This is a genomic window from candidate division TA06 bacterium (assembly GCA_004376575.1).
Taxonomy (GTDB): domain Bacteria; phylum Hydrothermota; class DG-26; order E44-bin18; family E44-bin18; genus E44-bin18.
In genome coordinates this window covers 18,037-36,320 of record SOJN01000046.1, presented here as the reverse complement: position 1 = coordinate 36,320, position 18,284 = coordinate 18,037, and the positions used below count along the sequence as shown (strand labels likewise).

General features: G+C 48.5%; 19 protein-coding genes and 2 tRNA genes. 4 read left to right on the top strand and 17 right to left on the bottom strand.

All coding sequences use genetic code 11. The features are described from left to right. The first annotated feature begins 55 nt into the window (after positions 1-55). From E3J62_03410 to E3J62_03395, 4 genes are all read left to right on the top strand, one after another. Positions 56-139 (top strand) — tRNA-Ser (locus tag E3J62_03410). Positions 140-286: 147 nt separating this feature from the next. Continuing rightward, a tRNA-Ser gene (locus tag E3J62_03405) sits at positions 287-376 on the top strand. A gap of 81 nt (positions 377-457) precedes the next feature. After that, a complete protein-coding gene (locus tag E3J62_03400) occupies positions 458-784 on the top strand; it encodes a GIY-YIG nuclease family protein (GenBank protein TET46739.1) in 327 nt (108 codons plus the stop codon). 292 nt (positions 785-1,076) lie between these two features. Further along, positions 1,077-2,219 carry an alpha/beta fold hydrolase gene (locus E3J62_03395; GenBank protein ID TET46661.1) on the top strand — a complete coding sequence of 381 codons (1,143 nt, stop codon included), beginning with the start codon at positions 1,077-1,079 and terminating at the stop codon, positions 2,217-2,219. 60 nt (positions 2,220-2,279) lie between these two features. Here E3J62_03395 and E3J62_03390 read toward each other — a convergent pair whose 3' ends face one another. The 17 genes from E3J62_03390 to E3J62_03310 form a co-directional block, all read right to left on the bottom strand. Then, positions 2,280-2,642 (bottom strand): hypothetical protein, encoded by a 363-nt coding sequence (locus E3J62_03390; GenBank protein TET46660.1) that lies wholly within the window; start codon positions 2,640-2,642, stop codon positions 2,280-2,282. 395 nt (positions 2,643-3,037) lie between these two features. After that, positions 3,038-3,397, bottom strand: a complete 360-nt coding sequence (locus E3J62_03385; GenBank protein TET46659.1) for a tetratricopeptide repeat protein — start codon at positions 3,395-3,397, stop codon at positions 3,038-3,040. A 617-nt stretch (positions 3,398-4,014) separates the two neighbouring features. Continuing rightward, the gene (locus tag E3J62_03380) at positions 4,015-4,368 is read right to left on the bottom strand and encodes a cupin domain-containing protein (GenBank protein ID TET46658.1); all 354 of its coding nucleotides are present in this window, start codon (positions 4,366-4,368) and stop codon (positions 4,015-4,017) included. A gap of 33 nt (positions 4,369-4,401) precedes the next feature. Then, positions 4,402-5,763: a 30S ribosomal protein S12 methylthiotransferase RimO gene (gene rimO / locus E3J62_03375; GenBank protein TET46657.1), complete on the bottom strand. Its 1,362-nt coding sequence runs from the start codon at positions 5,761-5,763 to the stop codon at positions 4,402-4,404. A gap of 247 nt (positions 5,764-6,010) precedes the next feature. Then, positions 6,011-6,181 (bottom strand): hypothetical protein, encoded by a 171-nt coding sequence (locus E3J62_03370; GenBank protein ID TET46656.1) that lies wholly within the window; start codon positions 6,179-6,181, stop codon positions 6,011-6,013. A 127-nt stretch (positions 6,182-6,308) separates the two neighbouring features. After that, a complete protein-coding gene (locus E3J62_03365) occupies positions 6,309-7,259 on the bottom strand; it encodes a hypothetical protein (protein ID TET46655.1) in 951 nt (316 codons plus the stop codon). A 77-nt stretch (positions 7,260-7,336) separates the two neighbouring features. Then, on the bottom strand, positions 7,337-8,170 hold the full coding sequence (locus E3J62_03360) for an acetyl-CoA carboxylase carboxyltransferase subunit beta (GenBank protein TET46738.1): 834 nt from the start codon (positions 8,168-8,170) through the stop codon (positions 7,337-7,339). A gap of 72 nt (positions 8,171-8,242) precedes the next feature. Then, entirely contained in the window at positions 8,243-8,734 is a 492-nt protein-coding gene (gene rimI / locus E3J62_03355) for a ribosomal-protein-alanine N-acetyltransferase (protein TET46654.1), read from the bottom strand. Next, positions 8,706-9,398, bottom strand: coding sequence for a tRNA (adenosine(37)-N6)-threonylcarbamoyltransferase complex dimerization subunit type 1 TsaB (gene tsaB / locus E3J62_03350; protein TET46653.1), 693 nt, complete (start codon positions 9,396-9,398; stop codon positions 8,706-8,708). The genes rimI and tsaB overlap by 29 nt, the downstream gene beginning before the upstream one ends. A 24-nt stretch (positions 9,399-9,422) precedes the next feature. Next, positions 9,423-9,893, bottom strand: coding sequence for a tRNA (adenosine(37)-N6)-threonylcarbamoyltransferase complex ATPase subunit type 1 TsaE (gene tsaE / locus E3J62_03345; protein ID TET46652.1), 471 nt, complete (start codon positions 9,891-9,893; stop codon positions 9,423-9,425). After that, a complete protein-coding gene (locus E3J62_03340) occupies positions 9,893-10,660 on the bottom strand; it encodes a type III pantothenate kinase (protein ID TET46651.1) in 768 nt (255 codons plus the stop codon). Before E3J62_03340 ends, tsaE begins: the two co-directional genes overlap by 1 nt. A gap of 4 nt (positions 10,661-10,664) precedes the next feature. Continuing rightward, complete coding sequence (locus tag E3J62_03335) at positions 10,665-11,654, bottom strand: biotin--[acetyl-CoA-carboxylase] ligase (GenBank protein TET46650.1); 990 nt, start codon at positions 11,652-11,654, stop codon at positions 10,665-10,667. A 206-nt stretch (positions 11,655-11,860) separates the two neighbouring features. After that, positions 11,861-12,892 carry a site-specific tyrosine recombinase XerD gene (gene xerD / locus E3J62_03330; GenBank protein ID TET46649.1) on the bottom strand — a complete coding sequence of 344 codons (1,032 nt, stop codon included), beginning with the start codon at positions 12,890-12,892 and terminating at the stop codon, positions 11,861-11,863. Continuing rightward, the gene (locus tag E3J62_03325; GenBank protein ID TET46648.1) at positions 12,762-14,141 is read right to left on the bottom strand and encodes an MBL fold metallo-hydrolase; all 1,380 of its coding nucleotides are present in this window, start codon (positions 14,139-14,141) and stop codon (positions 12,762-12,764) included. Before E3J62_03325 ends, xerD begins: the two co-directional genes overlap by 131 nt. Before the next feature lies 1 nt (position 14,142). Beyond that, positions 14,143-14,766 (bottom strand): MBL fold metallo-hydrolase, encoded by a 624-nt coding sequence (locus E3J62_03320; GenBank protein ID TET46647.1) that lies wholly within the window; start codon positions 14,764-14,766, stop codon positions 14,143-14,145. Continuing rightward, positions 14,756-15,955, bottom strand: a complete 1,200-nt coding sequence (locus tag E3J62_03315; GenBank protein TET46646.1) for a hypothetical protein — start codon at positions 15,953-15,955, stop codon at positions 14,756-14,758. Before E3J62_03315 ends, E3J62_03320 begins: the two co-directional genes overlap by 11 nt. 45 nt (positions 15,956-16,000) lie before the next feature. Beyond that, positions 16,001-18,280: a DEAD/DEAH box helicase gene (locus E3J62_03310; protein ID TET46645.1), complete on the bottom strand. Its 2,280-nt coding sequence runs from the start codon at positions 18,278-18,280 to the stop codon at positions 16,001-16,003. Positions 18,281-18,284: the final 4 nt, after the last annotated feature.

Below are 18,284 nucleotides of genomic sequence, written 5' to 3'. Positions count from 1 at the left end.
TCCTCTGATTCGAGTTGACACGCCAATTGGCCGACAGTATCATCATTCCGTACACGGAGGGCTAGACCTAACTGGTAAGGCAGTGGATTTGAAATCCACCGTCCCTCGGGACTTGGGGGTTCGAATCCCTCGCCCTCCGCTCCTAATCCTCAAGACACGAAATTAGGAAATTGAGAAATTACGAAATTGAAGACCAATAGGTCGACTCAGATGGAGTGCGCCCATGTAATGGGTTTGATTTTTTGGGCGGGTTAGGGTATTATCGAAAAATAGAAGTTCAGAGCACGGAGAGGTGGCCGAGCTGGACGAAGGCAGCCGCCTGCTAAGCGGTTGTGGGGATAATACCTCACCCTGGGTTCGAATCCCAGCCTCTCCGTCCGTCTTCGCCTAAACTTGGTGAGACGTTTTCAGTCAATTGGCAAGGCTACGACGGACAAGCCCGTCTTCCGCCAGTTCTATGGTGCCTTGCTCACCGTCTGTGCGGCCTGTCCGGCTGGATTGTGTGCATCGCTGCTGCGATCGAGTATTTCAAGTGTCTGACAAGTATTACGTGTACATATTAAGGGCTATTGGTGATCCCGACAGAACATATATGGGCTTGACAACCGATGTCGATCGGAGGATTGCAGAACACAATTCGGGCTCTCAGATGCATACCAAGAGATACGTTCCCTGGGAACTGTTAACTTATGTGGTATTCAGCGAGAAGAGGAAGGCAACCGATTTCGAGAAATACTTGAAGAGCTCTTCGGGGAGGGCTTTTATGAAGAAAAGGCTTCTCTGAAAAGGGGTCGAATCTTGACCGACGAAGCTGGAGGTTGCGGATTCGCCGGTGGGAAGCGTAGGCGGTCCCAGCCTCTCCGTTCCCTTTTCCAGAGTGGGGATTGGGGACGGTGCTTGACATTTGACATTTCGCCCTCTTAGCATATTAGTGTGTGTTTCCATGTAGCTGTGTTTCAGATACTTACCCACTCAGCCTGGGGACGGTGCTTGACATTTGACAAAATGGCCTTCACACGGTGCTGAATGAATTCTCAATTCCATCATTGCATACCTAATAAACTGAAGTAGTGAATATGGCTAAACACAAGTTCACATTCCCGGTCGGATACCATCAGTTCCATAAAGACCAACTCTACAATTTCCAGCTAAATCGTTGGTACTCCCTTGGATACGCCAGGTTTGAGGATATGAAAGAAGCGGGTCAGAAGATAAATTCGTTTGGGGAATGGAAAACGGAAATGCTGAGACTGGCGGAAAAAGCCGTTTCTGAAGAGAGGCTTATGAACGCCGCCTTTTATTACCGGGCAGCTGAGTTCTATGTGACTCCAGGAGATCCAGACAAGGAATTGCTGTATGATAAGTTCACAGACCTTTTTTACAGGGTTTTTCAAAAAGATGAAATTGAAAGATTCAAAGTGCCCTATGACAATGCATTTCTACCGGCAATGAAAATGCCTCCCGCGAGTGGAAGGAAGAAAAGTACCATAATCATGCATGGGGGATTTGATTCCTTCATCGAGGAGTTCTACTCCTGGATGAGATATTTTTCAGACCATGGTTATGAGGTGATTGCTTTTGAAGGTCCTGGGCAGGGCGCTGCCCGCAAAAAATACGAACTTGCGTTAGATTATGAATGGGAGAAACCTGCCAAAGCGGTTTTGGATTATTTCAAGCAGAATAATGTCACCTGGCTTGGAGTATCAATGGGTGGATGGTTTTGCTTCAGAGCCGCAGCATTTGAACAACGAATAAATAGAGTGATTGCTTCAAGCATTGCATTTGATTATATGCAAAGTATGAATGTTGTATTTCGAAAGATGCATTTGTGGTTCTTCAAATATCTCAGGAATCTTACAAATAACATGGCAATGAAGACAATCAAAAAGGGAAAAGGAATGGAAGCATGGATGACCAGTAATCTAATGTATATCACAAAGAAAGAGACACCTGCGGACGCATTCGAAGTCTGGTTACAGCTTAATGAGAGAAATCTTCATTCAGATCTGGTAAAACAAGATGTTCTGATTCTTACTGGAAGAGATGATCATTTTATTCCTTTTAAGATGCATGACATGCAGGTGAAAGCATTAACCAATGCCAAATCTGTGACCGCCAGGGTTTTCACAAAGGAAGAACAAGCCCAAAATCATTGTCAGATAGGAAACATAGGTCTTGCGCTTGATGTAATGGTAAAATGGATTGAAAACAAATCATAAACTTATTTGGATCATATTTGGGGTCAAACCTCAAATGATGCGTTTTCACCCATACGGTGGTTATGATTGGATTATTTCAAGCACCAATCCATCAGGATCTCGTATGAAGAATCTCTCTTCATTTGGGGAAACTTCTTTAACAAAATCTACTCCTTCTGATTCGAAGAACTTCTTAGTTGCCTGTAAATCTGACACTAGCAAATCAACCGAAAAGGATGCCTCTGCGCAGTACTTCGGCGGTTTGCGAGGACTGCCCGCAAATGGTAGAAGTAGGAATTTCGTCTCTCCACAGGCAAGATGCCAACAACCTCCGTCTTCCCCAAGAACTTCAAATCCAAGAATGTCTCGATAAAATCTGAGAGATTTCTCAGCATCGGTGCATACAACATTTATCTCACCTATTCTGCAATTAATCTTTCCCATGTGATTTTCCTCGCCCGTTGATTAATGACCAGCCGCAACCCGGCACGATGATACAAACCCCAACTCAACGTGTCAACTTGAATTCCCTGCCAGGGAAGTCGAAGCCATTTTGTCAGAATATCACGTAGAAAATCCCGAGCACCGTCGAGGGGCACCGTCCCCAATTCATTCTAGGGCGTGGGGACAAGCACCAGGTTGCTGTGTTTTGGACAAGTATGGGGATAAAGGCGCTATCGACTACTGCGGCAAAATGTAAACAGAATTGGCTAAACTGGTCCCAAGCTCACTAGTGCACTCCCCGGAAAACCTTGTGAAAGCTGGGGCTAGCGACGGGCACCGGCCGAAATGTAAAAATGTAAAGCCTGGCACCGAACATTCGTTATAGGTAAAGCGAACTACTTTTTCTTTCCTTTTTTCCGACCAGGCGCCTCCATCTCTGCCTTCACCTTTGTGACCCAGGATTGATCATTGCGATTAAGGTCAATGGCCTTTTGAAAATTCTTAAGGGCTGCCTTCGGTGTGCCTTTCTGTTTATGGCAGAGACCTAAGTAGAAATATGCTTTGAAGTTAGCGGGGTTTTTTTCGATGGCCTTCTCGAATTGGTGAATTGCTTGTTTGATGTGCCCTCGCTCATACTGTTTTACCCCATTTTCAAAATTATTCTTCGATGCAACGACTTGTCCAGGTGGCCTTGTCGCCGAAGAACAGCCGCTAATGATGAGAACTACGATCATTAATAGTACCAAAGATTTCATTTTTGCCTCCTATTCCTTAGGAACGGTGCATGACCCTTCGAATACTCGAAGGACTTTCGACTTTCTGACCCGACTACGTCTCCCCTGACTTCACCTCTTTTGGCTCCGTCAGGCTTTGCTTGACTGCCCCACTTCGCCAGCCTCCGCCTTCGGTGGCTTCGTCTGGTTACACTCTACCTAGCTTCGTGGGGCATCGCATTTTGTCCTCAAAGACGACGGAATTGCCACTCCCCAACAGAATTCTATGCAATTGTGTGGCTTAGGTCAAGAGAAAAGTACGGCCTTGCGAACTTGTGAGAACGTCATTCAACCTCCGCTCATCTAGATTGCTACGCCCAGCCTGGGGCTGGGCTAGCAATGACCCTCCTTAGTCCTCTCTCCATCTGGATTGCTTCGTCGCCCTGTCGGGCTTCTCGCAATGACAAGCGGAGTGTGCTCGTCAGGGTGAGGAAGAGAGGAGTTTGTCATTCGTTCTTCGTTCACTCACCCTCCCTGAAGGGAGGGGAAGGTAAAGGTAAGGCGTCCCTCAAGGGAGAGGAGATTGAATAAGCATGGGGACCCCGTGGAGCGGGGGACCGTGGGACGGCTCGGGCGGGCAAGCACTGCGTTGCTGGCCCTTAGACCTGTTTTCGTTTCAACCAGAAGTCAAATGATCGGCCGGGAACGAATATATCAAGACCGGTCGATGCATGGTTAAGGGGATTCCTTACGACGTGTGGCTCGTTCCCGGGGATGTAGGCGGCATCACCCTCGCCGAGTTCTTGCTCCCCGTCACCATCCGTATCGATGACAAGCTTACCATGCAACACAATTAGAACCTGTGCGCTCGGATGTTCGTGTCGAGGGGACGCGTGACCGGGCGGCTTGACAATGTGCTCTATCGAAATGTCGTCCTCGGCACAAAGACTCACGCGTTTCCAATCCTTCTCAGGTTCATAACTTTCCGCATCCTGGAAATGAATAACTTTCATCGGTTCTCCTCCTTGTGACAGGATTTCGATTTTCTATTTTCGTTTTAGTCCTTCGTGAGTGGGTTCGGCAATAAGGTCATAACCGTCTGCAGTAATTATTTTCGCATCCAGAATTGTCCCTGGGGTAAGCGATTTGTCATCAAAGTATACCCGATTATCAATCTCAGGCGCATCGCCATATGTTCTTCCCACCCACGCAAATCCCCCCTTTTTGCATTTTTCATCTACAATTGCTTTTACAATCTTTCCCACGAGCTCCTTGTTCTTCTTGAATGCTATTTCTTGCTGAGTCTTCATTAGCAACTCAAATCTCTTCATCTTCAGATCCTCGCCCACCTGATCTGGAAGATCGAAAGCCTCTGTTCCCTCTTCTTTTGAGTAGCGGAAAACACCAAGTCGATCAAACTGTATCTTTCTTGTGAAATCCAAAACCTCTTTGAAATTCTCTTCCGTCTCACCGGGAAATCCAACCATGATTGTTGTTCTTAGCACAAGACCTTCTATCTTTTCTTTCATAAGAGACACGAGACTGGACAGACCATTCCTGTCTATCAATCTCTTCATCCTGTCGAGAATGGTGTCACACGCATGCTGTATGGGAACATCAATGTATTTGACAACTTTTTCATTTGTTGCCATGGTGTTGATAAGTTCCTCTGAAATGTGTGCGGGGTGAGCATACAGTATCCTTATCCATCTTATTGATTCAATCCCGGAGAGTTTGTGTATGAGCTGAGGAAGCCTTGATGCACCGTGAACATCTTGTCCGTATGCGGCAGTATCCTGCGCAATCAGGTTTAGTTCAACCGTTCCGTCTGAGGACAATTCTCTTGCTTCAATCAGTAGCTCCTCCATGGACCTTGATCTCATAGGTCCTCTGATCGAAGGTATTATGCAATACGCACACTTGTTGCTACAGCCTTCTGAGATTTTCAGATAAGTATAATGCTTGGGAGTCATTCTCAATCTGGAGCGGCCATCCAGCACCTTGTCAAAACACCTCGAGACTATGACCCTTGGAGACAGTTGGCCCGAGAGGATGGACATGCAGATCTGCGGTAGTTCATCCCTTTCGGTTAGACCGACAACGGCATCCAATCCGGGGTACTTCACGAGGAGGCCTTCCTTGTACCGTTGTGACATGCACCCAAAAACGACTACGCCCTTGACTGCACCCGACAACTTTAGAGCAAGGACATCCTCAATCGCTGCATGAGATTCTCTTGTTGCTTCTTCAACAAAACAACAAGTGTTGACTATTGCAATGTCAGACTCGCTGGGCACCTCGCACAGGAGAAATCCATTCTTCACCATTTTCCCCAGGAGTACTTCTGAATCCACAAGGGCCTTAGGGCATCCCAGGCTTATGAGCGAAAAGGAAATCTTGTTACACATAGTCTAGAGTACCGGCTCGTCTCCCACAAACATAGCTGACTCACCCTCCCTCTTACTCCCTTCGAATTCTCTCCCCTCGACTTCACTCGGGACAGGCCGTCCCTCAAGGGAGGGAGACTGGTGTGGGTGCACCATCCTTGAGGAAACGGAAGTTTGCACGCGACGTATCAATCCCGAACCCATTCCGAAAAGCAGTATGCCCGTCACAAAGTGACGGGCATACTGCATCTCATCTAATTCATGTCGGCTACCGTTTCTTCTTATGCACTGTGCAGTACCTCGAACCCTTCGCAGCAGTTTTCTTGCACTTTCTCCCGGCCGCAGTTCTAGCTGCACACTTTAATCCTGTAACCTTCTTCTTCGTAGTCTTTCTCTTGGCAGCCTTTCTTGTCGTCTTCCTCTTTCTTCTAGTTACCATATTCCTTCTCACCTCCTTTCATCTCGATATGCAACATTCAAATCAACACAATTATAAACTAGACACTACATGATGTCAACAAGAAATGACATGTTTTACGTACGTTTTTCATTTTTTTTCTACACCTTCACTCCCAATGTTCATCTGTACTCGACCATACATCATCGTCTTCGTAGAATGAAAAGTCGTTTCTGTCCATGGTCAACAACCTTCTTCTATTCCGTTGATGCTTGGTTATGAAAACAATGACAAACAGTACAATTATTGTCGACCAGACTATGCCGGGACTGAAGATAAAAGATGTGATGCTGAATCTACTTTTCGTGTACTCCATCCAGTCTCTTTTGAATCTCTCGTATCCAATTCCCATCGTTTTTCTCATCGCCTGTTCCATGTCTCCGCTAGATTCCACTTCCTGGAGTAGCTTGATAAGTGCTTGTTTCCCAAACTGTTGGATGATATACGCTACTGCCAAAAACGACTCTGTGTATGCAAGGTTAGCTTCGTCTTCCGATCTTGGAAATGCGACTTCAAGGTCACCCAAGTCATGGAGAGAATTTGAAAGGGCTGCTCTTCCGACAATCCAACTATTCCCGATCCTCCACTCTCTTGATTGATACATTGCGAATCCTTCATCCAGCCAACGTGGAATCCTAGCTTTTCCCACAAAGCTATGGAGAATGATGTGTGTGACTTCGTGAGTGATTACCTCAGTGAAGTTGACATTCCTCTTCAATAGTCTGGGCGATTTTAGAATTATCAAATTCTCAGAAGGAATAGCGAAGGCCGCACTCCATTCCGGAAACTTACCCTTAGTCATTCCGTTGAATGTTTCAGCAGAGGAACACAGAACCATCCTTATCTTTTTTGTTGGGGCGTGCCCTAACTGACCACTCACCTGTTCAAAGGATCTTTCAGAGTAGTCGAGTATTCTTGAGGCAAGGGATGCATCCGCCTGTTCAAACTCAAGAACAAAATGGGGTGAACTGAGTGTGGAGGCTATGGCCAGCAGAGGAACTATTGGAATGAGTACGACGAAACTGATGAGACTTTTCCATCGATTGCTCAACAACATCACTAGTGCTTGTTAGTCTCCCAGGACTCTAAGGAAAGACACCTGCCGGCGTACAGAACGAAAAGGCGGGATTGTGTACTTTATTGTTCTCCAAGGAAGTCGAGTAGTCTGGACAGTAATTGCCTCAATTCTCCTCTGTGGACAATCATGTCTATCATCCCGTGCTTGAGTAGGAACTCCGAGCGCTGGAAACCTTCCGGCAGTTCTTCTCCAATCGTCTGCATTATCACCCTCGGCCCGGTAAAACCTATTAATGCTCCGGGCTCCGCAACAATAACGTCCCCCAGTGACGCATAAGAGGCCATCACACCTGCGGTGGTAGGATTTGTGAGCACGCTGATATAGGCTATTCCCTCTCTGGAAAGCTCCGCCAGAGATGCCGAGGTCTTCGCCATTTGCATGAGAGATATTATCCCCTCTTGCATCCGTGCCCCGCCGGAGGCACACACTATGATAAGAGGAATCCTTTTCTTCTTTGCCTCTCTTGTAGACCTCGCCACTTTCTCGCCCACCACCGAGCCCATGCTTCCACCCATGAACTTGAAATCCATGATGGCCATAACAACACGCTTTCCATCTATCGTGCCTTCTCCACAAGTTATGGCTTCAGGTGTCCCAGACCTCTCTGCTGAGACCCTCAATTTGCGCCTATACTCAGGAAAGTTGAGAACGTCGACACTTCCCAGGTTCCCATTCATCTCTGCCAGCACGCCCTTGTCCAGAAGTATTCGAGCATACTGCCTGCTGCCTATGCGAAAGTGATAATCACATTTTCCACAGACCCAGAGGTTTCTCTCCAGTTCCTTCGTATAGAGTATCTCACCGCAGCCGTCGCACTTCATCCAGAGACCGTCAGGGATCTCTCGTCTTTTCTGCGGTTTACGTTCCTCTCTCGGTCTTTTGAACCACGGTATATGAACCAAGATCGTTCTCCTGCTGACAACAACAAGGCTAGCACACCTCCTGTCCCCTGTCAAAACAAAAAACTATCCTGTACGGAGTAACATAACCAGGGCATCTTCATCCTCACTCCCGTAGTAGTTGCGTATTATTGCAACATCCTTGAATCCAAACTTATGATAGAGTGATATTGCCACCGTATTAGATACCCTGACCTCAAGCGTGACCCTCTCAACCCCTTTTTCCCTGGCCAACCCTAGAAGTTTGGACAACAACCTTGAACCGATTCCCTGTCTTCGAAGCGGCACATCTATTGCAAGGTTCCCGATGTGTAGTTCACCGGGAACCAGCCAGCAAACAGCGTATCCTACCAGTCTGCCTTTTGTTCTAGCTACATAGCAGACTGAACGGCTACTTTTGATATCTTCTATGAAGGTATCTGCCGGCCACGGGCTAGGAAAACTAGTTTTCTCGATGGCAACAATCTCATCAACGTCGCGGACACTCATAGCCTCTATTGTCACATCCGAAAGTTTATCCGCTGTATCCTCACCCATTTTTCTCCTTGATCTCTGCATCCGACGGCCTGATATATATTGGTTCAAGAGATTCAATCTCCTCTATCTGGTTAGCTTTGAGCCTCTGTAAGCCCAGGACAGCGATAACTGATGGCAACGGAGATTGAGGATTCGGCGTCACAAATTTTGCCAATCCTTTCCTATTCTCGACGATAAAATCCCTATACACATCTACTCCCGACCCGATCAACATTGTTTCTTCTGATATTCGTTCAACAAGGCCCTGGGGAGTAACTGCAATGTATTCTCCAGTTCGCGTCTGCATTCCGGACTCGTACCTGTAGCTCGACCAGTAGACCTCTCCCCGTTTTGCATCAATAATGGCGTGCACGGGCAGAGAGCTCTCAGGGCACATGCTTGCCAGGGCATCCAGAGAGGGAATGCCCAAAAGCGGGAGCCCCTTTGAAAGGCACAATCCTTTCGCCGCGGCAAGACCTACCCTCAGTCCTGTAAACGAACCCGGCCCTATAGAAACCGCCACACCTTGCAGGTCGTCGAGCCCGGACCGGAGGCCCTTCAACGCAGAGCTTATAAGCTTGACGAGCTCTTCGGAATGGTTGAGCCTTCTCCTGGTGAGTTCCTCCGCAACTACACCCCCCTCGTCTGCTAGTGCGACCCCACCAAAATCCGAGGAGGTTTCGATGCCAAGGATCAACCGGTTCATAGGATGCACCTTTGCCCTCGACTGCTAGCCTTGGATCTCTTGAAGAAGGTGTACCGGCAGAGGTGGCAGCACCACACTGCGAGGAATTACTTCTATCTTTCTTTCGTCTTCAGCCACATGGAAGAGTTTGATGTCCAGTCTCTTTTCCGGCAACAACCGCTGGATCTTGTCAGCCCACTCGATGACACAAACTCCGTCACCATACACGTACTCCTCATACCCGATCCTCAGAATCTCCTCCAAGCTTGACATTCTGAAAAGGTCCATATGGTAAAGCGGAATCCTGCCCTCGTACTCGCCGACTATCGTGAAGGTGGGGCTTTCAACATTCTCTTTTACACCAAGTGTCTCCGACAACCCCTTTACCAGTACTGTCTTTCCTGTCCCGAGTTCTCCATACAGAGCCAGTACATCGCCGACTTCCACCCAGGCGCCGAACCATCTCCCAAATTCTTTTGTCTCTTCGACACTTTTCGTCCTGAGAACGGTAGACATCAGTCCTTCTTGTTCTTTTCGTAGAGGATTCTAAGGCCCTTAAGTGTCAAGTTTCTGTCTATCTCCACATCGCCCAGTTCGGGGGCAATAACATCTACGAACCCACCAGTGGCAACAACCTTTGGCTTTTCCCCCAGCTCTTCTGTGAGCCTGGAGATCAGCTCCTTCACCTGTCCCACCGCACCATAGATGATACCCGATTGCATGCTCTCCAAAGTGTTTCTGCCCAGAGCTCTCTGCGGTACCTTTATCTCCACCTGAGGGAGTTTGGCTCCTCTTCTGGCCAGGTCGAGAGCACCGCTCAGAATACCAGGACAAATGGCTCCTCCCACACACCTGCCATCCCTGCTGACAACATCAAAAGTGGTAGCTGTTCCGAAATCGATCACGATCAACGGACCGTGATACCTATCCCACGCGCCAACCACATCTGCAATTCTATCAGCGCCCATCTCTTCCGGGACGGAATAGCAAAGCTCCACATCCATCTTCAGATGAGAACCAACGACTACGGGTTCCGCGTGAGTTATCTCTCTTGCGCCGCGAACAAACGTATCAGTAAGTTCTGGCACCACACATGACAGTATCACCCCATTCACGCTTCGGGCAGGCACCTCAGCTGAACTAAGAAGTTGGCTAATCAAAAGCATACTCTCATCACCAGTCATGGGACGCTGCGTGGATAATCTCCAGGTGCGAACAACCTTACTGGAATCAAACAAACCCACAAGTGTGTTCGTATTACCGACCTCTATCGCAAGCAACACTTGTTCACCTCACTGTATTAGCCTCTCCGGCGAATATCTCCCTTATATTTCCATCATCTGTTCTTATTATGAGCCTGCCCATATCGTCTATGTCCTGGACGTAACCCGATATGGTCTCTCCACCAAGACTCACTTCAACCCGCTTCCCCATTAGTGTAGAAATCTCCCTCACACCCTTGAGAATCCCAGAAAACCCGTCCTTCTTGCACTGAAAATAGAACTCCTCCAGGTTTTCGAGTAGCTTTCTGATTAGAGGCAACCTTGGTATCTTCTCACCGGTTTCGATCTTTACGGAAGTGGCAACTTGCTCCAGGTCCCCCGAAAAGCTTGACTGGTTTACATTCACTCCAAAACCAAGTACGATGAACTGGTTTCCCCTTGCGTCTTTGCTAAGTTCAGCAAGGATTCCGCATATCTTCTTCTCACCGACACGAACATCGTTTGGCCATTTTATCATTGCGCGCACGCCAGCAACTTCCCGCAGTGCAATCGCAACAGAGTAGGCTGCAACTAAAGAAAGAGCAGTGGCCGGTTCCAGATGTGGTTCGGGTCTCAAAATAAGACTCATCCATATTCCTTCTCTTCTTGGCGAAACCCAACTCCTTCCGAACCTCCCTTTTCCCTTTGTCTGCTCATTTGCTATGATCACCGCACCTTCTTCTGCCCCTTGCTGACCCAGCCTGATCGCCAGCTCATTCGTGGATCCAACGCTCGAATAGCAATAAGCCTTTCTTCCTATAACACTGGTCTTGAGCCTTCTGGCAATTTCAACCTCTGAAAGGGTGTCCGGTTCCTCCAGGAGCCTTATCCCAAGCGCAGGATTCTCTTCGATCTCATAACCTCTCTTTTTCAGTGAAGATAGGAAATTCTCCAGTTCGTCCAGCGAGCATCCCGCCTCGGCGACCAATTCGTCGCTGCGCACGTACTCTCCAACCTTCAGGAACTGAGCTATCTTTTCCTCTATGTCTTCCAAAAAACCATCCTCCTGCTGAATTAAAGCATACTACAACCAATGCGTACTGTCAATCTCGCTATACGCTATACCTATACACACGAAATTCCCGCCAACCCTCCCATACACCTTCGAAAATCGAAAATCGAAGATCGAAAACCCCAGCATCCCCTCCCCTGCACCTTCGAAAACAGAAATTGACCCAGGGTAAGACGTTGAAAAGCAGATCCTTCGACCTCGCGTAGCATTTAGCCTCGAGGATGGCAGGTCCTGTGCACTTCTCTAAGATACTCTCTGTCAACATGGGTGTAGATCTGGGTAGTGGAGATGTCTGCGTGCCCCAGAAGCTCCTGAACAACCACAAGATCTGCACCTCCCTCCAGCAGGTGAGTCGCAAAAGAGTGTCTGAATGTGTGGGGGGTAACGTGCTTCTTTGCTCCAGCCCGCAGAGCACATCTCTTGACCATTTTCCACAGTGTGTTCCTCGACATTTTTCCAGAGTGGGTACTCAAAAAAAGGTAATCAGATTGAGCCGCGGCTCGAAGAGTGGGCCTGACACTCTTGAGATATTTGTCGACAAACTCCTTGGCAACCGCACCAACAGGCACCAATCTCTCCTTGGATCCCTTCCCGAAAACCCTTACCATCGAACTTTCCCAAACCAAATCACCAATCCTGAGACCCAATATCTCAGACACCCTCGCACCAGTCGCGTACATTAACTCCAGAATCGCTCTGTCTCTCAGACCGAGAGGCTTTGAGGTGTCGGGTGCTTCGAGAATCTCAAAAACTTCTTCGGGGGACAGCACGTCTGGCAAACGCCTCAGAAATCTGGGAGCGTCAATGTTCAAGGTAGGGTCGACAGTAGCCTTTCCTTCAGTGACCAGGTATCTGTAAAAGGACTTCAGAGATGACACTGCTCTAGCCACGGTGGTAGGCGCGGCGTCTTCATCCTTCATGGTTAACAAGAAGTCCTCTATATCTTCAGTTGTGGCCAGAGTGACCTTCTTCACTCCTTTATGAAAAAGATGTTTCACATACTTCGAAAGATCATATTTATAAGAAATAACTGTATTCTCCGACAGCCCTTGCTCGGATCGCAGGTAGTCTACGAAGGTTACTACCGTACTACCCAGTTGGTCTGCAGTCTCAATGGAGTTCAAAGCTGTCTCCAAGATTGGGAACGTGAACACCACAGTTGTTACTCTTGCGTAGACTCTCCGCGAATTCCTTTGTGGCGTTCTCCTCACCGTGAACGCAGAAGATATTCTTCGTAATATTCATCTTCCCGATATATTCGCCCAGTTCCCTTTTGTCTGCATGAGCGCTATAACCGTTGAGGACCTCAATCCTGCATCTCCTTTTGTATTTCTCTCCAAATATCCTTACGATTTTCTCTTTCTCCACCAGCCTTCTGCCCAACGTTCCCTGGGCCTGATATCCCACGATCAAAACAGTATTTCTCTTATCAGTAATCGAATTCTTCAGGTGGTGCAGAATACGACCAGCTTCACACATTCCAGAGGCTGAGATTATGACACAGGGATAGTCCACGCGATTCAAGGCCCTCGACTCTTCCACATCGCTCACATACTTGAGGTTCCCGAATCCGAAAGGATCTCCCTCGCTATGCAACATTTCTCTAATTTCTTCATCATAGCATTCCGGATGTCTCTTGAAAATCTCCGTAACATTCATAGAAAGCGGACTGTCCACAAACATGGGGAGCTTCGGTATCTTCTCTTCAAGGGAGAGCGAATGCAGGCTGTAGACGAGGGCCTGGGTCCTGCCTACCGAGAATGCAGGGATTATCATCTTCCCCTTCCTACGCACGCTCTCTCTGATAATCTCGGCCAGCTTCTCCTCGGTCTCCACCGCCCTGTCGTGTAGCCTGTTGCCGTATGTAGATTCAGTAATCAGAGAGTCAGTTTCTTGGACCTGGTAAGGATCTCTCAGGATTGCCATGTTCTTTCTTCCCAGATCTCCTGTGAAGGTCAGAGTCGTTTCCCCGTCTTCAATTCTTATGAGAGCTGAACCAAGTATGTGTCCCGCATCGAAAAACTCTGCACTGACTCCCTCGCCAAGCGAGACCCGGGTGCCATAGTCTACTCCTTCCATCATTCCAAGAGCCTGCTCCACATCATCCAGGGTGTAAAGGATATCTTTGGGAGGGAGGCCCTTCTTCTTCCTCTTTTTGTTCACATATTGAATGTCTCTTTTCTGTATGTGGGCCGAATCTTTCAGCATCACATTCAGAAGATCAATTGTCGCGCGCGTCGCTATTATCCTTCCCCTGAAACCCTTTTTGGCCAGTGTAGGCAGATTCCCGCTATGGTCAATGTGAGCATGTGAGACCAGTACAAAGTCGACCCGGCTCGGCTCAAAAGAAAAAGACCTATTGAGCCTGTCAGCTTCGTCTCTGTGCCCCTGGTGAAGACCACAGTCCAATAGAACCGTCTTGCCATTACACTCCACCCTGTGGCATGACCCTGTAACGCTCTTTGCTGCGCCTAGAAAGCTAATCTTCATATCATAAACAGAGGAAGGGGTTCACCGCTCTTATTTCCCCCATTCTCCCCCACGGTCCATGGCCCGGATATACTGTGACATCATCGTTTAGAGGGATGAGAACTTCCCTTATCGAGTTCATAATGTCCTCATAAGAACTACCGGGGAAGTCTGTTCTTCCAATAGAGTCAAAGAACATCGTGTCGCCGGAAAATACGAGCTCGTCACCCAAAAGACAGATAGAACCGGGAGAGTGGCCGGGAGTGTGTGCAACCTCCAGTTTTACATCCCCTAACATTATGGTGTCTCCCTCGCCAAGAATCCTGTCTGCATCGGGCGAGGTAATCTCACACCCCATGAGTGTGGATAAGTTGTGGACTGCCGAGGTAAGCATTCCGGCGTCCGCCCCGTGAATCATTATGGGAGCACCTGTCAACTCTTTTATACTGCCGTTTGCCCCAATGTGGTCGATGTGTCCGTGGGTGTTTATGATATAGGCGATTTGAACACTCAGCCTGTTCACCACATCCATTATCTTTGTTGGTTCTCCTCCTGGATCAATGATCGCTCCGACACCTTCTTCTCCGTCAGCCACCACGTAGCAGTTAGTTGCCACGGGACCCACCACTATCTGCTCAACTACCAAGATGCACCCCTGGCCGCAACTTCCGAACGATTCTTCTCCGTCTGTGCTCCAACTTCCCCTCGTAGATGGTCCCGCGGAAGATATTCAGGGCCTTGACGACAACCGCCTCAGCCTCATCTAGTTCTCTACTTACATGTTCGTAGTACTTCGCAAGCTCTTCGTAGGCTCCATAAGTATCGCTTTCCAAGAGTCTCTTCCACGCAGACACGGCTTCGTCCCATCTGCCGAGCCTCTTGTAGGTCATCCCCAGGCGGTATGCAACAGCAGCCCTGGCACTCCCTCTAAGGCTCTTCAGTGCCTTTCTGTAAAATGGCAAGGTTTCATTGCGCTTACTGAGACTGTCGTAAACCACACCAATCGAATAGAGATCTATTGGAGAGAGCGTTCGGTGGGTTACGTCCTTTACGGCACCACAGACTTCCTTCATCAAAACCGGGAGGAAAAGAACATCATTCCTGTTGTGTTCAAAGACCAAAGGCAGTCCGGAAGCATCACCACTTGAGACGAATGCGAAGAACCTGGACGGGATCTCTTCGCCGGGCATATCTCTGAGCCGCTTAACCCCAAGCACCCTCTGTTCAACAGTATGCAGGCGGCAGTCCTCCAAGCTTCTTCCCCACACTCTTCTGGCAGCATGTAGAAGGTCAAGGTGCTCCACACTGCTGAATACTGCTTTCATTCTGGACATGATAAGTCTGCTTTCAATCAAAGGTACATCGAAACTCTTGCCATTATACGTCACAATGAATCTGCGGTTCTTTACCAGTCTTGATAGCGTGCTGAGGAGAGCTGTCTCTTCATCATAGTCGCGCATGAATATTTGCTGAACGTGAAATGTGTCCCCCTCATAGAATCCCACGCCAATCAAGAATGCGCATGTTCCCGCACCGCCATGGAGACCCGTCGTCTCAGCATCCAGGAAAATACAATCTTTTGTATCAAAGGAAAAAAACCGGCTGTCCTTGCCGGCAACGCAAACGCTCTCGGCGTCAAGTTCCATGACAGAACCGAGGGAATGATGACCATACATGTAACCCGCTGGATATTCAGTGCTGACGCAATAACAGGAGCCGTACTCAGTCAACAGACTCTGACCGGGGACATAATGTTGAATGCCACCCGTGCTCTTTATCAGGGCTTCACTCTTGCCTTCCCCAAGAATTTCCTCTAACCTATCCCGAAGTTCCATGTCTTTTACCAGAGACGACCGTGCAAGCGATCTTGCAGGCCCATCTCAAGAATCGTCCTCACCAAAGAGATGCAGTATCAGTCTCAGTGTCTGTAGTGCTGCATCCTTGCCCCTGGGCCCTACCTCATCCACCGGTCCCACACAGGACGGACAGCCAGCAGAACATGCGCACTTCTCTATCAGTCTGACAGAGGCTTCAAAAATCGCTCTATCCATCTCGTAGATCTTCCTGCTCAGGCCAACTCCTCCCGGATGCACATCATACATAAAAACTGTAGGGTGACCTGTAAATGGAGATTTTTCTTGATGTACAGCGAACACATCCCGCGGGTCGCACAATAGAAACACAGGGACAACATTTCTGACAACATTCGCAAGCGGGCAAAGCGCTTCCTTCAGGTCTGCGTTTTCCAGCTTCTCTGTGAAAGATTCCAGGAAACTAATCCAGTAGGAGGTCGTGTGCATCTCCATTTCTGGAAGATGAATTTCGCCGGAACCGATATTCTCGTGCGTATGCAGCCTGATCTTTTTGTACATGGTGGGCAGTTTCTTGACTGATATCTCTCCCTCGCATTTTTGTACATCGAGAGATGTTTGTTTCGAGAAGACTTCCATCACCTGTATGTCTGTATCAATCTTGGCATCTGTGTAGTAGTCAACGTCTACCTCACTGGCGTACACTTTTTTCCCTTCCCAGTCCATCTCATCGATCTGGAACTGTTTCCCTTCATGCATGTAGATCGCATCTTTGTGTAAAAGCATGGGCGCGCTTTCCAGATCGACCTCCCCGATAGCCTCGTTGCCACGCGTTGAATTGAAGACTACAAAGTTTTCGGGGGTTGCGAATCTCAGCGAAATCGATTCAGCGGGATAGGAATCGCTCATCCAATGGTAGCGACCGCCGACCAGGTGGACTACTCCTTTATCCTCAAGAAATGAGAGAATCTCGGAGGTGTCCTGGCTGCCAAACTTCTCCCCTTTTTTGAAAGGAAGCTCAAAGGCGGCGCATTTGATGTGACTCAGGACGATGTGCAGATTGTTTGGGCCCACTACACCATTCTCCGGATTGGAGCCGAAGAAGTAGTCCGGGTTGTTTATGATGAACTGATCAAGGGGAGAAGAACTGGCCACCAGAACCGCACAGGAGGCCTCGGACTTCCTCCCCGCTCGACCAGCCTGCTGCCAGGTCGAAGAAATTGTTCCGGGGTATCCTGCCATGACACAGGCCTGCAAGCTCCCAATATCGATACCCAGTTCCAGAGCGTTTGTGGATACAACGCCCAGCAATTCCCCATTCCTCAATGATTTCTCAATCTCCCTCCTCTCCCGGGGAAGGTATCCTCCTCTATACCCCCTTATCAGGTTTGCTGATTTCCCACGGCGTACAATTTCCTCTTTCAGATAGGTGACCAAAACCTCAGTAGAAAGCCTACTCCTTGCGAAGGCTATCGTCACAACACCAGCCTCCATAAACTTTGAAACTACCCTGCGTGTCTCCAGAAGCAGATTCTTTCTTATTCCCAACTGCCTGTTTATGACTGGAGGATTGTAGAAGATCATTATCTTCTCGCCCCGCGGAGCTCCGCTCTTGTCAACAAGCACAAAATCTTCCTCTATTAGCTCCTGAGCAAGCTCTCTGGGATTGCCTATGGTGGCTGAACAGCAAATGAACTGAGGGCTTGAGCCGTAAAATTTGCAAATCCGCTTGAGCCTTCTTATCACATTTGCAAAATGGCTGCCAAATACACCCTTGTACGTGTGCAACTCATCAACAACCACAAATTTCAGCCCACTGAAAAGTTCGTTCCATTTGGTGTGATGCGGAAGTATGCCTGTGTGGAGCATGTCGGGGTTGGTAACCACAATCTGGCCCCTCATCCTTATCGACTTGCGCGCGTCCTTTGGAGTATCACCGTCGTACGTGTATGCTTTGATGTCAGAATCGAGTGCATCGATTATTCCGTTGAGCTCTGAAACTTGATCCTGGGAAAGGGCTTTTGTGGGAAACAGGTATATGGCCTTCGACTTCTCGTCACCAACAATTGAGTCTAATACCGGCAAATTATAGCAGAGAGTTTTCCCTGAAGCGGTGGGGGTCACAACCACAACGTTCTTCCCTGCATCTATGAGATCCACAGCCCCCCTTTGATGCGAGTAGAGCTTACTTATCCCCATCCCCTTTAGCACTCTCACAAGAGATTCCCTCAGGAAAGAGGGATACTCCCTGTAGGAGCCTTCCTTCACAGGGAGTACGCTGTAGGCGGTTATCCTGTCGCCGAACCCCTTTTCTGCGCGAAGACTCTCAATAAGTTGGATAAGCTGCATATGC

What these genes read in the sequence shown, in the direction of transcription:
- E3J62_03400 (TET46739.1), top strand. Translation starts at nt 458, where the DNA reads ATGGTGCCTTGCTCACCGTCTGTGCGGCCTGTCCGGCTGGATTGTGTG.
- E3J62_03395 (TET46661.1), top strand. Translation starts at nt 1,077, where the DNA reads ATGGCTAAACACAAGTTCACATTCCCGGTCGGATACCATCAGTTCCAT.
- E3J62_03390 (TET46660.1), bottom strand. Translation starts at nt 2,642, where the DNA reads ATGGGAAAGATTAATTGCAGAATAGGTGAGATAAATGTTGTATGCACC.
- E3J62_03385 (TET46659.1), bottom strand. Translation starts at nt 3,397, where the DNA reads ATGAAATCTTTGGTACTATTAATGATCGTAGTTCTCATCATTAGCGGC.
- E3J62_03380 (TET46658.1), bottom strand. Translation starts at nt 4,368, where the DNA reads ATGAAAGTTATTCATTTCCAGGATGCGGAAAGTTATGAACCTGAGAAG.
- rimO (TET46657.1), bottom strand. Translation starts at nt 5,763, where the DNA reads ATGTGTAACAAGATTTCCTTTTCGCTCATAAGCCTGGGATGCCCTAAG.
- E3J62_03370 (TET46656.1), bottom strand. Translation starts at nt 6,181, where the DNA reads ATGGTAACTAGAAGAAAGAGGAAGACGACAAGAAAGGCTGCCAAGAGA.
- rimI (TET46654.1), bottom strand. Translation starts at nt 8,734, where the DNA reads ATGCAGAGATCAAGGAGAAAAATGGGTGAGGATACAGCGGATAAACTT.
- tsaB (TET46653.1), bottom strand. Translation starts at nt 9,398, where the DNA reads ATGAACCGGTTGATCCTTGGCATCGAAACCTCCTCGGATTTTGGTGGG.
- tsaE (TET46652.1), bottom strand. Translation starts at nt 9,893, where the DNA reads ATGTCTACCGTTCTCAGGACGAAAAGTGTCGAAGAGACAAAAGAATTT.
- E3J62_03325 (TET46648.1), bottom strand. Translation starts at nt 14,141, where the DNA reads ATGAAGATTAGCTTTCTAGGCGCAGCAAAGAGCGTTACAGGGTCATGC.
- E3J62_03315 (TET46646.1), bottom strand. Translation starts at nt 15,955, where the DNA reads ATGGAACTTCGGGATAGGTTAGAGGAAATTCTTGGGGAAGGCAAGAGT.
- E3J62_03310 (TET46645.1), bottom strand. Translation starts at nt 18,280, where the DNA reads ATGCAGCTTATCCAACTTATTGAGAGTCTTCGCGCAGAAAAGGGGTTC.